Consider the following 13,666-nt stretch of genomic DNA (forward strand, 5'->3'; position numbering starts at 1 on the left):
CACCCAACGACAGTGTATTCTATGGGTGGCCGGGTGGGGGAGCGGGCCGGTGCCGTCAGACTGACGTATCAGAGGGCCTCACGATGAACGCACGCACCGACCTGTCCGGCATCGACATCCGCGCGGAGATCGACCGCCTGCGCAAGGAGCGCAACGCGGTCATCCTGGCGCATTATTACCAGAAGCCGGAGATCCAGGACCTCGCCGATTTCGTCGGCGACAGCCTGGAATTGAGCCGCAAGGCAGCGGAGACCGACGCGGAGGTGATCGCATTCTGCGGGGTGCGCTTCATGGCCGAAACCGCAAAGATCCTGTCGCCCGACAAGACCGTGATCCTGCCCGACATGAACGCCGGGTGCAGCCTGGAGGACAGCTGCCCGCCCGATCAGTTCGCCGCGTTTCGCGCGCAGCATCGCGATCACATCGCGCTGACCTACATCAACTGCTCGGTCGAGGTGAAGGCGCTCAGCGACATCATCGTCACCAGCTCGTCGGCCGAAAAGATCCTGAGCCAAATCCCGCCGGAGCAGAAGATCATCTTCGGCCCCGACAAGCATCTTGGCGGATACATCAACCGCAAGATGGGCCGCGACATGTTGCTGTGGCCGGGCGTGTGCATCGTGCATGAGGCGTTCAGCGAAACCGAACTGCTCAAGCTCAAGGCACAGCACCCCAGCGCCCCCGTCGCCGCGCACCCCGAATGCCCGCCGCACGTGCTCGACCACGCCGATTATGTCGGATCGACCAGCGGCATCCTGCAATTCGCCAAGGAGTTCGACGGCGACACGCTGATCGTCGCGACCGAACCGCACATCATCCACCAGATGGAAAAGGCGGTGCCGGAAAAGACCTTCATCGGCGCCCCCGGCGCGGACGGCAACTGCAACTGCAACATCTGTCCATACATGGCGCTCAACACGCTGGAGAAGCTCTACGTGGCGCTGCGCGACCTCGAACCGCGGATCGAGATTGCCGAGGATATCCGGTTGAAGGCCAAGAAGAGCCTCGACCGGATGCTGGCCATGGCGAGCGGTACGGTGGGTCTTGGCGACCTCGGCCCGCTGCGCGTGACGGGGGATTGAGGGCGACCGCAGCTGTGGTAGAATAGCCGTATGACGGCGCAGGACATCTCCCCGCCTCCGGGCAAGTATCGACTGACGGTCGATGACTATCTCACGCTGTTTGAAGCAGGTGCCTTTGAGGGCTTGCGGACGGAACTGATCGAGGGGGACATCATTGTCGTGGGTCCGCAATACCGTCCCCACGGCGTTATCAAGATGGGGTTGTACGACGCGCTTCGGGACAGGCTCAAGGAACTCGGCTCTCCCCTGACACCGTTGGTGGAGGTCAGCCTTGCTCTTGACGAGCACAGCCTGCCGGATCCGGATCTGTTGCTTACCAGCGAGCCGCGTGGAGCCGGGCCAGTCCCGCTTGCATCAGTCGGGCTAGTCATCGAGGTAGCGGCCGCTACCCGCGCAAAGGATATGGGCGCCAAAGTGACGCTCTATGCCCGTCACGAAGTACCGGAATATTGGGTCGTCGATGTCAACGAACGAACGATCCACCAGCTATGGGCGCCGGTCGACGGTGCCTATACCGCCCGCAGCGAGGTCACCTTTGGTTCTACAATCACCGCCGCCACCATCCCCGGATTGACGGTCGACACTGCCACCCTCTGACGCCCCTCACCGCCAGTCGCGGTGGACGGTCAGAGCGGGCGAGTAGAAGTTCACATATTGCGCCATCCGCGGCCGGTTCGACCGGTTCGGGCTGGCACCGTGCGGCAGGTCCTGGCGCCAGATCACCAGATCCCCCGCCCCCGCCGCGATCGGCACCGCCTGTGGGTCGAGATGCACCATGCGCGGATCGGTGTCGCCAATCTCCTCCAGCCAGGCATCGATCCGGTGGTGAAAGCCGGGGAGCAGCGCGAACGCGCCCTGATCCGCCGCCGTGTCGGTCAGGTAAAGAATGCCCTGGGTCGCGAACGGGATCGGCTGGGCGAGGCTGACATCCCAGTGCATCTTCGGCCCCTGAAACGGGTGCCTGGGCGTTTCGGGCGGGTTGAAGCTCATCCGGTCGACGATGCACCACAGATCGGTGCTGCCCCAGAGCTGTGCGAACGCCTTGTGCACGCGCGGCGCGCGGCGGGCGATTTCCAGAGCCGGGTCCTGAAAATGCTGGACCATGATGCCGTTGAGGTCCTGCCCGTACCAGCTCTCGGGCCGCGCCGGGTCGGCCTCCAGCAACCGCCACAACAACGCCTCGACCTGCCCCGCCTCGTCGCGTGAGATCGCACTGCGCAGCGTCACCCAGCCCTCGCGCTCCCAATGCGCCAGATCGTCCGCATCCAGCACATCGGGCATCGCATCGACCGCATCCAGCCGCGCCTGAACCGCCTCAGGCAGCGGCACCCCGTCCAGCGCCGCATGGTAGCGCGCGACCGTCAACGGATCGGGCCGCCCCGCCGTCGCGATCACCCAATCCTCGAACGCATCCAGCTCGGGCCGCTCCCACCCCAGATACTGGATCAGCTGCTCCAGCCCCAGCCCGAGCGTGTCGATCAGCATCCGCTCGCTCTGATCGTATCGCACCACACGCGGCGCACGGAACGTCAGTTCCGCCCAAAGCGTCTCAAAACCACGGATATCGCAAAGGCTGGCAAGGGTCTGCATCGCCGCCACCATTCCGGGCGGGGCGGCGTGCGTCAATGGCGGGGATTGAGCCGACCGGCTTACCGTGGCAGCCTCATGCCATGATCGCGTCGCGCCGCACCGCCAGATTTGTCGGCAAAGCCGCAATCGCCACCTTTGCGCTGATCGGGCTGGTCGCGACCGTCGCTGCGCTGACGCTTTGGCTGGCTGCGCGACCGGTCCTCGATGCAGCACGCAGGGACGCGGAAGCGGCACCCCAACTATGTGCTGGAGGACAGGACACGCCAAAGGGGTATCCAAGAGCGCTCCGTGAAATCGAACCGCTCGCTACAAGTGAATATGTTGTCTTTCGCGACACATGCAGTCGGCTTGGCATCGCCGGATGCCATCACATGACCGGCACACCACGCAGCCTGGGATTTCAACTCTATCGCCCCGCATATCTGAGCGATTGCGAGGTGCGGGCAATTCTGCTGCGGCAGGACGCCCTTCTGGGTCGTGCCCTCAACCGCCTATACCCTGGACGAAACCCTGAGACGCTGACGTCCGCAGAACTCGACTGCCTCGCCGCCGTTCTGCGTTACGGCTTCACCAAAACCGCCGAAGAGCACGGACGCTGCACGCTGCCCAAGCCGCAAGCGGCCGGAGCAGCGCAACAGCCTCCGCCTTAACGCGTCAGCTTCTTATACGCCAAGCGCGTGGGACGATCCGCCGCGTCGCCCAGACGACGGCGCTTGTCCTCTTCATACGCCTCGAAATTCCCCTCGAACCATTCGACGTGCGAATTGCCCTCGAAGGCGAGGATGTGCGTGGCCAGACGGTCGAGGAAGAAGCGATCGTGGCTGATGACCACGGCGCAGCCCGCGAAATTCTCGATCGCCTCTTCCAGCGCACCCAGCGTTTCGACGTCGAGGTCGTTGGTCGGTTCGTCGAGCAGCAGCACGTTGCCGCCGCGCTTCAGCATCTTGGCGATGTTGACGCGGTTGCGCTCACCACCCGACAGCTTGCCGACATTCTTCTGCTGGTCCTGGCCCTTGAAGTTGAACGCGCCGACATAGGCGCGGGTCGACTGGTCGTGGCCATTGACCTTCATGTAATCGAGCCCGTCGGAGATTTCTTCCCAGACATTGTTGGCCGGATTGAGGTGGTCGCGGCTCTGGTCGACATAGCCGAGGCGGACGGTCGTGCCGATCTCGATCTTGCCTTCGTCCGGCTGTTCCTGGCCGGTGATCAGCTTGAACAGCGTCGACTTGCCCGCGCCGTTCGGCCCGATCACGCCGACGATGCCGCCGGCGGGGAGGGTGAAGGACAGATTCTCGAACAGCAGCTTGTCGCCATAGGATTTCGACAGGTTCTCGACCTCGATCACCTTGCCGCCCAGACGCTCGGGCACCTGGATGACGATCTGCGCCTTGCCGGGCGTGCGGTTCTGCTGTGCCTCGACCAGCTGTTCGAACTTCGAAATACGCGCCTTCGACTTGGTCTGGCGGCCCTTCACGCCGGCGCGGATCCACTCCAGCTCGTCCTTGATCGCCTTCTGGCGGCCGGTGGCCTCGCGGTCCTCCTGCTCCAGGCGCTTGGCCTTCTTCTCCAGATAGGTCGAGTAATTGCCCTCGTACGGGAAATATTTTCCGCGATCGAGCTCGAGAATCCAGTCGACCACATTGTCGAGGAAGTAGCGGTCGTGGGTGATCATTAGCACCGCGCCGGCATATTCCTTCAAGTGGTTTTCCAGCCACTTGACGCTTTCGGCGTCGAGATGGTTGGTCGGTTCGTCGAGCAGCAGGATCGACGGCTTCTGGATCAGCAGGCGGGTCAGCGCGACGCGGCGCTTTTCACCGCCCGAGAGATTTTCGACCGACCAGTCGCCCGGCGGACAGCGCAGCGCTTCCATCGCGATCTCGAGCTGATTGTCGAGGCTCCAGCCATCGACCGCGTCGATCTTGGCCTGAAGGTCGCCCATTTCCTCCATCAGCGCGTCGAAATCGGTGTCGTCCTTGGGATCGCCCATCTCGGCCGAGATCGCGTTGAAGCGCTCGACCAGATCGGCGGTCTCGCGCGCGCCGTCCTTGACGTTTTCCAGCACCGACTTGCTCGGATCAAGCTGCGGCTCCTGCTCCAGATAGCCGACGGTGATGTTCTCACCCGGCCACGCCTCGCCGCTGAAATCCTTGTCGATGCCGGCCATGATCTTGATCAGGGTCGACTTGCCAGCGCCGTTCGGGCCGACGATGCCGATCTTCGCGCCCTGATAGAATTGCAGGTTGATGTTGCTCAGCACCGGCTTTTGCGCGCCGGGGAAGGACTTGGTCATGTCCTTCATGACAAATGCATATTGGGCGGCCACTTATGGTCTCCGAAAAATCGAACGAACGGGTCTGGGATCGACGCGCGATGTAGCGATGGCGCGCCGTCAACGCAATCAGCGCAGCCAGCGTGCCATCGCCGGATAGACCGGTGCGCCCTTCGGCGCGGTCAACGGCGTGTGCGCCATCCCAGCCGCGACCAGCTCGGACAGACCGATATAGAGGCCCATGGCATAGTTTTGCGCAAGCCCGGGTCCGGCCCCTTTATAGCCGCCTTCATGAAACACCACGCCGGGGTCGAGCCCCAGTTCGACCGCGGCGGCATAAGACCACGCCATCGCCGCAAGCTCCAGCGCGCTGTCGTCGGGCACCTCCCCGGCGCGCGCGTCAGCGTCCAGCACCGCGATATGCCCGGCCTCGTGCAGGATATCGCCCGGCCATTGCAAGCGCGCGCGATCAACCACCACCCCGCCGCCGACCACCGCGATGGCGGGCAGGAACGAGTCCCCCGCAACCGCGTCCTCGGTCACCGGAATGCCGATGCCGCGCACGAATGCGATGATATGATCGAACAGGTCGCTGTTCTGGTCCATCTGTCCGCTCTAGCCCACCGACACCGGATCGTGAATGTTTTCAGCTACGTGACGAACGCGTTTCATGGCCCTAGGACATCCGCCATGACGCATCCCCTCACCCGCCTCGCCCATGCGACTGCCCTGGTCGCGCTTCCCGCCACCGCCTTTGCGCAAGCCATGGACCCCGCCGCGCTCCGCGACGCGGCGCTGCAGGACGATCTCGCCTATGAAATCACCGAAGGGCTGACGACCGAAGTCGGCCCGCGCCTCGCCGGGACCGAGGCGGAGGCGCGCGCCCGCGCCTGGTCGCTCAAGAAGCTGACCGCGCTCGGCTTCAAGAATGTCCGCAACGAGCCGTTCGAGATGAAGACTTGGGTCCGCGGCGTCGAAACGCTCGAAGTGCTCGCCCCCTTCCCCCAGCCGCTTCACCTCACTGCGCTCGGCAATTCGGGTGCGACCAGCGCCAAGGGTCTCGAAGCCGAAATCGTCTATTTCCCCGACCTCGCCGCACTCAACGCCGCACCGGACGGCAGCCTCAAGGGCAAGATCGCCTTTGTCAGCCACAGCATGACCCGCACGCAGGACGGGTCGCAATATGGCGCATTCGGTGCCGTGCGCCGCAGCGGCCCCGCCACCGCGTCGCGCAAGGGCGCCGCCGCGATCCTGATTCGCTCGGTCGGCACCGACTATCACCGTAACCCGCATGCCGGCGGGACCAATTTCCCGGACGGCGTCGCGCCGATCCCCGCCGCCGCCCTGTCACTGCCCGATGCCGAGCAGCTGGAGCGGATCGTCAAGCGCGGTCAGCCGGTAAAGGTCAAGCTCACCCTGACCCCACGCCAGATCGGCACCACCGAATCGGGCAATGTCATCGCCGAAGTGCCGGGCAGCGATCCCGCCGCCGGCATGGTCGTGGTCGCCTGTCACCTCGACAGCTGGGACCTGGGCACCGGCGCGTTCGATGACGCCACCGGCTGCGGCATCGTCGCTGCAGCGGCGAAGCGAATCATGGACGCCGGCACGCCACGTCGCACGATTCGCATCCTCTGGGCGGGCGCCGAGGAAGTCGGGGTGTTTGGCGGAAAGGCCTATTTCGACGCGCACAAGGACGAAAACCACGCGCTCGCCGCCGAATCGGATTTCGGCGCGGATCGCATCTGGCGGGTCGATTTCAAGCTGCCCGACAGCGCCAAGCCGGTCGGTGACCGGGTCGCGGCGGTCCTTGCCCCGCTCGGCATCAGCCGGAGCCGCGAGCGTGCCAGCGGCGGCGCCGATGTTTCGGCCTTGATCGCCGCAGGCGTCGCCGGGATCGACCTGCAACAGGATGGAAGCCGTTACTTCGACCTCCACCACACTCCCGACGATACGCTCGACAAGGTCGATCCGGCACAATTGCGCCAAAATGTTGCGGCATGGACGGCGACGCTCGCCGTCGTGGCCAACGCGCCTGAGGAAATCGGGTCAGTCAAGTGAGGCGGCGCACCATAGGGTCGCGCCACAAACCTTGCTGACAGATGAATTCCCATTGACGGACGCGTAACGGGCGCTATTCCGACTAACTCGCACGGCAATCGGGCCGGGGCGAACCGAAATAGCTTTGCTTGGGAGCAAACGAATGAAGAAGATCCTCATCGTCGCTGCCGCGACCGGCCTGATGTCGCTCGCAGCCTGCAACACGCCGGCCGCGAACAACACCGCCGAGAACGTCGCTGCTGGCCTGGAAGCCGACGCCGACAACATGGAAATGGTTGCTGACAACGCGACCAACGAAGTCGTCGAAGACGCGGCTGAGAACGCTGCCGACAACCTGGAAGCAGCTGCCGACAACGTCGCTGGCTAATTCCGGTTCGGCCTCCCGGCTCGCTTGAGCCGGTCGAATCGAAAGGGCGTCTCTCCGGGGGCGCCCTTTTTTCGTGCCTTGTTTCCACGCGACACAACGTCGCTTGTCGATGACGAATGGCGTTTGGTCGCCATGAACGGACCTAATCGACTGGGCCAAGTCGCCGGTCGATCCAGCGTCGCCCGCATCCCCCGCCCCGCCTAACCCGGACCGGCGTTCAGCCCCCGAACGCGTTGAACCCAAAGAGGTCCGTGATGTTCGCCACTCTGTTTCGCAGCGCCGCGCCCGGTGCCATGCTGCTCCTTTCGCTTCCCGCTGCCGCCAGCCCCGGCAAGTCGGCGACGGTCCGCTATGCCGATCTCGACCTGACGAGCGTTGCCGGTAAAGAGACGCTCGAACGCCGCATCGCCAATGCCGCCATGGCGGTGTGCGGCGGCCGTCCCGACTATCGCGATCTGACTGGCGCCCGTGCGCACAACCGGTGCGTCGCCAAGGCGCTCGAAACCGCGCGCCCCTCGATCGAACTCGCCCTTCGCAGCGCGGCAACGCGACAACTCGCAGCGCGCGACCAAAATGTCAGAGTAGCTCCCTGACATCGCCCTGCCCCGCCCGGTGCATCCGCCGGGCGGGGCCTCTTTGCGTCAGGCGCTTATCGTTCGGTCAGGATCGTCTTGGCAGCGGCCTGATAGGTGCGCCCGATCCGCACGCTGGCCCCATCGGCCAATTCCGCACACCACACGCCCAGCCCGTCATGGCGCAGCTTCACGATCCGGTCGCGCCGCACGATCACCGACCGGTGCAGCCGGATGAATCGTTCGGGATCCAGCCGCCGCTCCAGTTCGCTGATCGTCTGGTGGATCAGATAGCTGCGCCCACCGACACTCAGGCGCATATAGTCGCGCTCCGCGTCGATTCGCTCGACGTCAGCAGCGCTGATCCGGATCATTTCCGACCGGTGCGGAACCCAGAAATCCTCGATCCAGCGCGACGACGCCGCTGCTGGCGCATCGCCCTTCAACCCGCGCGCTTCGACCGCGCGTGCGACCGCGCGCGCCAGCCGCTCGGCACTGACCGGCTTCAGCACATAATCGACTGCGTCGACCTCGAACGCCGCCACCGCGTGCTGATCGAATGCCGTGCAGAAGATCACCGCCGGTCGGTGCGACACACGCGCCAGCGATGCCGCGACTGACATCCCGTCGCACTGCGGCATGGCGATATCGAGGAGGACCAGATCAGGCTGCAACGCGTCGATCAGACGCAGCGCCGCGTCGCCATCGGCCGCCGTGCCGACCAGGTCGACCTGCTCCAGCCCCGCGCATAAAATCTGCATCCGCTCGACCGCCAGCGGCTCGTCATCGACGATCAGCGTGCGCAACCGCTCAGCAGCCATGGGTCGTCACCGGCATGCGAATGGTCGCGGCAAACCCACCCTCGGGGCGCGGCCCGGCCTCCAGCGATGCCGCGTCGCCGAACCGCACCGTGAGCCGGTCGCGAACGTTGCGCAGGCCGACGCACGTGCCGTTCGCCACCTGCACGCCTTCGCCGTCGTCGATGACCGCGATCACGAGCATCATGCCTTCGATCCACGCACGAACGCGGACCTCCACCGGACGACGCGCGGGCGCCACACCATGCTTGATCGCATTCTCGACCAGCGGCTGGAGCAACAGCCCGGGCACGCAGGCGCGCTCCGCCTCCGGCGTGATGTCGAACACGCTGCGCAGCCGCTGGGGAAAGCGGATCGCTTCGATCTCCAGATACAGGCGTTGCAGCGCGATCTCGTCAGCCAGCGGCACATCCTCGGTCGGCTCGGCGGACAGGCTGGTGCGGAAAAAGGTCGACAGGTTGAGGATCATCGTTTCGGCATCCTCGCGCCGCCCGGCCATCACCAGCGATGAGATCGAGTTGAGCGTGTTGAACAGGAAATGCGGGTTCACCTGATAGCGCAGCGCGCGCAGCTCTGCCGTCTGCGCCGCAGTGCGCAGCCGCGCCGCCTCCCGCTCCGAAGCGCGCACTGCTCCGGCATAGGACAAGGCAAGGTATAGGATCGCCCAGGCGAGGTTGAAGAAATACCAGTGAATCGCATTGTCCGCGATTACATGAGCGGGACCCTTCTTCTCCTCATGCGCCTCCAGCGCCTTGTGCGTCGCGGACTTCTCCGCGTCGGACTTTTCCAGTTCGGGCTTGGGGTCGACGACGTAAAAGGACAGGTAGTTGACCGTCGAATAGGCGGTGGACGACACAGCCGCGAACAGGAATGCCGCAGCGACCCGTAACCGCAGGCTGCGCTGCTCCAATGGACGCAACGCCAGATACATCAGCGTGGTGAAGCCAATCCCGCACAGCGACACCCAGGCGCGATTGTCGAGCGCCGACCAGTGATCCGGGTAATCCATGATCCACGCGCGCAGCGTAACGCTGACATAATAAAATGCCCAGAAACCGATGATCGACAGCACCGCAACGCGCGGTGGAACCGTGTAGCGGGAGGGCGCGTGCGAATGATTGGCCATCACGTCATCTAACGTGATCGCCCGTTCCGATACCACTAACACAAGGCGCGTTGGTCGAAGCGGGTGAGCCGTCCGTCGAAAGCCTATTGGTGCGGCGCGTGCATCGCGCGCCGCTGCTGGATCAGAGCCGCTCGACCGCCCGCTCGATCTTGCGCAGCACCGCGCGGTCGCCCGCCGGCGCATCGGCGGCATCCTGGGCCAGCGCCATCAGCCGGATCGCGCCGAAGCTGGCCGCCAGCCCCTTGAGCCGCAGTGCGGCGCTGCGCCACCCCTCGGGGTCGTCGGCCTTGGCCAGCCCCTCCAGCGCGCGTTTCGCGCTATCGAGGAACGCCCCGCGAAGCTCCGCAATCAGCCCGGGCTCATCGCCCACCGCCGCCGCCAGAGTCGCATCGATTGCACCGGGATCATACGCCATGCCCGACCCTAGATTCGCCGTGCTTAATGAGTGGTTTCACAATGCTATGCCTGGACGGGGCGACTGTGCTAAACCGGGACGATGAACGGGGGAACGAACAAGCTCGGACCGCGTCCGCTCGACGACGAGGACGATGAACTGCTGCTCGTCGAAGAGGCGCCAGCGCCGGTCGAGGCAGCGCCCGCAGCCGATGGCGCGGAGGATGACGCGCCGCAGGCGCTGCGCGCGCCATGGCTCGCCGCAACGCTCGCGCTCGGGCTGGTCGTCGCATGGCTGGGGGTCGCCGGCTGGTTGCTCCAGCCGGTGTTCGCCGCCCCGCCCCCGCCTGCACAGCTGGTTCAGCTGATCGCCGCGCTCTGCGTGCCCCCCGCGCTGGTCGGCATCCTGTGGCTACTCGCCCAGCGCAACAGCGCGGCGGAAGCGCGCCGCTTCGGCCAGACCGCGCGCGCAATGCGGGCCGAGGCCGCGAGCCTTGAGCGCGTCGTCGCCACGCTATCGCGCAAGATCGAGGCGAACCGCGCCGAACTCGCCGATCAGACCACCGCGCTGATGGCGATGGGCGACCGCGCCGCCGAGCGGCTTCAGGCCATCTCCAACGGCATGGCCGCCGAAGCCCGCGCCGTGTCGGACAGTGCGCAGAAACTCGTCGACAGCAGCAGCGCCGCCGAAAAGAGTGTCGGCATCGTCCTGTCCTCCCTGCCCAAGGCGCACGAAGAGATGACCGGCATGGCCGCCACGCTCGACGCGGCGGGCATGAAGGCCAGCGAACACGCCTCCGCACTCGACGCACAGCTTGTCGCGCTCGCCGAGCGCGGGCGTGAGGCCGATACGATCGCCGGTGGCGCCGCCCAGCGCCTCGCCGCGCACATCGCGCGGATGGAGGCGACCAGCGAAAATGCCGGCACCAGGCTGGAGGGCGTCGCCGCCAGCATGTCCGAAACCGTCGATGCCATGCTCGACCGCGCCGCCGCTGCCGTGGACGAGGCGCGCAAGGGCATCGCCGCACAGGGCGAAGCGATGCTCGCGATGCTCGCCGCCAATCAGGCCTCGCTCGACAAGGCTGGGCGCGACAGCATCGACACGGTCGGTGCACGCATTGGAGAGGTCGAGGAGACGATCGGGCGCATCGCCGACCGATTGGGTGAGGAACAGACCCGGGTCGACATCCTGCTCGCCTCGGTCACCGGCGGCATCGCCCAGGCCGATGGTCAGCTCGCCTCGCTCCACAGCCACGGTATGGAACGCACTCAGGCGCTCGCCGCGTCGATCAGCGCGCTCGACAGCTCGGCGAGTGCCATGACCGAAACGCTGCGGGACGGCGACGCCACCGCCCGCCGCGTCATCGCCACCGCCGAGGAACTGCTCACCGCACTCGACGCCTCCGCCCGCGAAATGGACGAGACGATGCCCGAGGCGCTGGTGCGGCTGGAGGAGCGGATCGGCGCAACGCGCGGCGTCATCGCCGCGTCGAAGCCCGAACTGCTCGCGCTCGTCACCGCGGCCGAGAGCACCCACGACGCGATCGAGGCGATTGCAGACGTCGTCCGCACACAGCGCGACATGCTGGCCAAGACTCAGGCATCGTTGCTCGAATCGCTCGCAGACGGACAGGCCAAGACCGCGCAGCTTGAGGATGTCGTCGACCGCGCCATCGCCAACGCCCGCCGCTTCGCCGAGGACGCCGCCCCCGCGCTGGTCGACGCGCTGCTCCGCATCCGCGAAACCGCCAACGCCGCGTCCGATCAGGCCCGCGCCGCGCTCGCCGGCATTGTGCCGGAGGCGACCCGCCAGCTCGAGGACGCCGGTTCCGCCGCGCTGCGCCGCGCGCTCGACGCCAGTGTGCGCTCTCAGTTGATCGAACTCGGCGAGGTGACGCAGGGTGCAGTCAACGCCGCCGCGCGCGCCAGCGAACGGCTCGCCCAGCAAATGCTGTCGATCAACGACGCCTCGGCCCAGGTCGAAGCGCGCATCGACGAGGCCCGCGCCGAACGCGAAAATGCCGACCGCGACAATTTCGCGCGCCGCGTGTCGCTGCTGGTCGAAGCGCTCAACTCCGCTTCGATCGACATTTCCAAGGCGTTCGCGCACGAAGTGTCGGACAGCGCCTGGGCGGCATATCTGAAGGGCGACCGCGGCGTCTTCACCCGCCGCGCCGTCCGCCTGCTCGACAGCGGCCAGGCCCGCGAAGTGTCGTCGCTCTACGAGGGCGACCCCGACTTCCGCGAACAGGTCAACCGCTACATTCATGATTTCGAAGCGATGCTGCGTCAGGTGCTCGCCCTGCGCGATGGCGCGCCGCTGGGCGTGACGCTGCTCTCGTCCGACATGGGCAAGCTCTACGTCGCACTGGCTCAGGCGATCGAGCGGCTGCGGGGGTAATCGCCCACCACAGCCGTTTGCCGCTCAATCCTCCCCCGCCAGGGGGAGGTGGCAGCGTAGCTGACGGAGGGGGAGGAAACGCGACGATCGAGAGGGCACAGCCGCCCTCCCCCTCCATCGCCTCCGGCGACACCTCCCCCTGGCGGGGAAGGATTGGCACTTATTCCTTCGCCGCCGCCTGAACCTTCATCGCGAACGCCATCCGCTCCTGCGCCAGCGCCCGGTCGCTTGCGCGCGGCCAGGCGGCGCTGGTGACCATCACCAGCTTGCGCGCCGGATCGACGATGATCGATTGGCCGAAAATGCCCTGCGCCGCGAACACGCCGCCCGCCGGCACCCACCATTGATAGCCATAGCCGCCGCCGGGAAAGCTCACCTGCGCCTTGGTCGCGTCCGCGAACCATCCGGCTGGCACGATGCCCTTGCCGCCCTCCAGCGCCATCTGGCCGATCCGCCCATAATCGCGCAGCGACACCGACAGGCAGCATCCCGACACTTCCGCGCCGGTCTGGTCGGTCATCCAGAACGCGTCGCGCTCCATGCCGTATGGCTTCCAGATCTTCTCCTCGAGATAGGCCGAGAGCGACTTGCGCGTCGCGCGGCGCACCAACACGCCGATCAAATTGGTCTCGCCGGTCTTGTAGACGAACTTGACCCCCGGATCGCTCTCGCGCGGCAGCTTGCGCATGTAGAAGACGGTCGGATCCTGCCCGGCCGGCACCGCCTCGGCAAACATCCGCGCCACGTCGCTATTGGGGTTGGTGTAGTCCTCATTCCACTTCACCCCCGACGTCATCGTCAGCAGTTGGCGGATCGTCACGCCGTCATATCCCGCCCCGGCCAAGTCAGGGATGTAGCGCGTCACGGGATCGTCGATCGACTTGATATAGCCGTCCTTGATCGCCGCGCCGACCAGGGTCGATGTCACCGACTTGGCGACCGAAAAACTCGTCCAGCGCCCCTCCGGCCCATAGCCGCGGGCAT

Annotated in this window: 14 protein-coding genes; 7 read left to right on the forward strand and 7 right to left on the reverse strand. The window is 65.9% G+C overall.

The features are described 5' to 3' along the window. Window positions 1-83 precede the first annotated feature (83 nt). Both nadA and AX681_RS21045 read left to right on the forward strand, forming a co-directional pair. Window positions 84-1,082 (forward strand): quinolinate synthase NadA, encoded by a 999-nt coding sequence (gene nadA, locus AX681_RS21040; RefSeq protein WP_066656355.1) that lies wholly within the window; start codon window positions 84-86, stop codon window positions 1,080-1,082. A gap of 30 nt (window positions 1,083-1,112) precedes the next feature. Then, window positions 1,113-1,679: a Uma2 family endonuclease gene (locus AX681_RS21045; protein ID WP_066656358.1), complete on the forward strand. Its 567-nt coding sequence runs from the start codon at window positions 1,113-1,115 to the stop codon at window positions 1,677-1,679. Between the two features lie 6 nt (window positions 1,680-1,685). Here the strand turns inward: AX681_RS21045 and AX681_RS21050 are convergent, their stop codons facing one another. After that, window positions 1,686-2,672, reverse strand: a complete 987-nt coding sequence (locus tag AX681_RS21050) for a phytanoyl-CoA dioxygenase family protein (RefSeq protein ID WP_066656382.1) — start codon at window positions 2,670-2,672, stop codon at window positions 1,686-1,688. Between the two features lie 80 nt (window positions 2,673-2,752). Here AX681_RS21050 and AX681_RS22215 point away from each other — a divergent pair, with 80 nt between their 5' ends. Beyond that, a complete protein-coding gene (locus tag AX681_RS22215; RefSeq protein ID WP_156442563.1) occupies window positions 2,753-3,322 on the forward strand; it encodes a hypothetical protein in 570 nt (189 codons plus the stop codon). Here the strand turns inward: AX681_RS22215 and ettA are convergent. Then, window positions 3,319-4,998: an energy-dependent translational throttle protein EttA gene (ettA, locus tag AX681_RS21055; protein ID WP_066656362.1), complete on the reverse strand. Its 1,680-nt coding sequence runs from the start codon at window positions 4,996-4,998 to the stop codon at window positions 3,319-3,321. The two genes, AX681_RS22215 and ettA, sit on opposite strands and share 4 nt — an antisense overlap. Before the next feature lie 75 nt (window positions 4,999-5,073). Then, window positions 5,074-5,550 carry a hypothetical protein gene (locus AX681_RS21060; protein WP_066656364.1) on the reverse strand — a complete coding sequence of 159 codons (477 nt, stop codon included), beginning with the start codon at window positions 5,548-5,550 and terminating at the stop codon, window positions 5,074-5,076. An 84-nt stretch (window positions 5,551-5,634) separates the two neighbouring features. On the opposite strand from AX681_RS21060, the gene AX681_RS21065 reads away from it, so the two are divergent. From AX681_RS21065 to AX681_RS21075, 3 genes are all read left to right on the forward strand, one after another. Further along, window positions 5,635-7,005, forward strand: a complete 1,371-nt coding sequence (locus AX681_RS21065; RefSeq protein WP_066656366.1) for a M28 family peptidase — start codon at window positions 5,635-5,637, stop codon at window positions 7,003-7,005. A 142-nt stretch (window positions 7,006-7,147) separates the two neighbouring features. Then, window positions 7,148-7,372 (forward strand): hypothetical protein, encoded by a 225-nt coding sequence (locus tag AX681_RS21070; RefSeq protein ID WP_066656368.1) that lies wholly within the window; start codon window positions 7,148-7,150, stop codon window positions 7,370-7,372. Window positions 7,373-7,626: 254 nt separating this feature from the next. Then, entirely contained in the window at window positions 7,627-7,965 is a 339-nt protein-coding gene (locus tag AX681_RS21075; protein ID WP_066656371.1) for a UrcA family protein, read from the forward strand. 56 nt (window positions 7,966-8,021) lie between these two features. On the opposite strand, the gene AX681_RS21080 is transcribed toward AX681_RS21075, so the two are convergent. From AX681_RS21080 to AX681_RS21090, 3 genes are all read right to left on the reverse strand, one after another. Next, window positions 8,022-8,765, reverse strand: a complete 744-nt coding sequence (locus tag AX681_RS21080) for a LytR/AlgR family response regulator transcription factor (RefSeq protein WP_066656374.1) — start codon at window positions 8,763-8,765, stop codon at window positions 8,022-8,024. Further along, entirely contained in the window at window positions 8,755-9,888 is a 1,134-nt protein-coding gene (locus AX681_RS21085) for a sensor histidine kinase (protein WP_066656377.1), read from the reverse strand. The genes AX681_RS21080 and AX681_RS21085 overlap by 11 nt, the downstream gene beginning before the upstream one ends. 121 nt (window positions 9,889-10,009) lie before the next feature. Continuing rightward, window positions 10,010-10,303, reverse strand: a complete 294-nt coding sequence (locus tag AX681_RS21090; RefSeq protein WP_066656380.1) for a hypothetical protein — start codon at window positions 10,301-10,303, stop codon at window positions 10,010-10,012. A gap of 81 nt (window positions 10,304-10,384) precedes the next feature. Between AX681_RS21090 and AX681_RS21095 the strand changes: the two genes are divergently transcribed. Continuing rightward, complete coding sequence (locus tag AX681_RS21095) at window positions 10,385-12,682, forward strand: hypothetical protein (protein WP_156442564.1); 2,298 nt, start codon at window positions 10,385-10,387, stop codon at window positions 12,680-12,682. Between the two features lie 160 nt (window positions 12,683-12,842). Here AX681_RS21095 and AX681_RS21100 read toward each other — a convergent pair. After that, a partial coding sequence (locus AX681_RS21100) for a serine hydrolase domain-containing protein (protein ID WP_066682720.1) occupies window positions 12,843-13,666 on the reverse strand: 824 nt, incomplete at its 5' end.

The organism is Sphingomonas sp. CCH9-E2 (assembly GCF_001557215.1).
In the GTDB taxonomy this organism is placed as follows: Bacteria; Pseudomonadota; Alphaproteobacteria; order Sphingomonadales; family Sphingomonadaceae; genus Sphingomonas.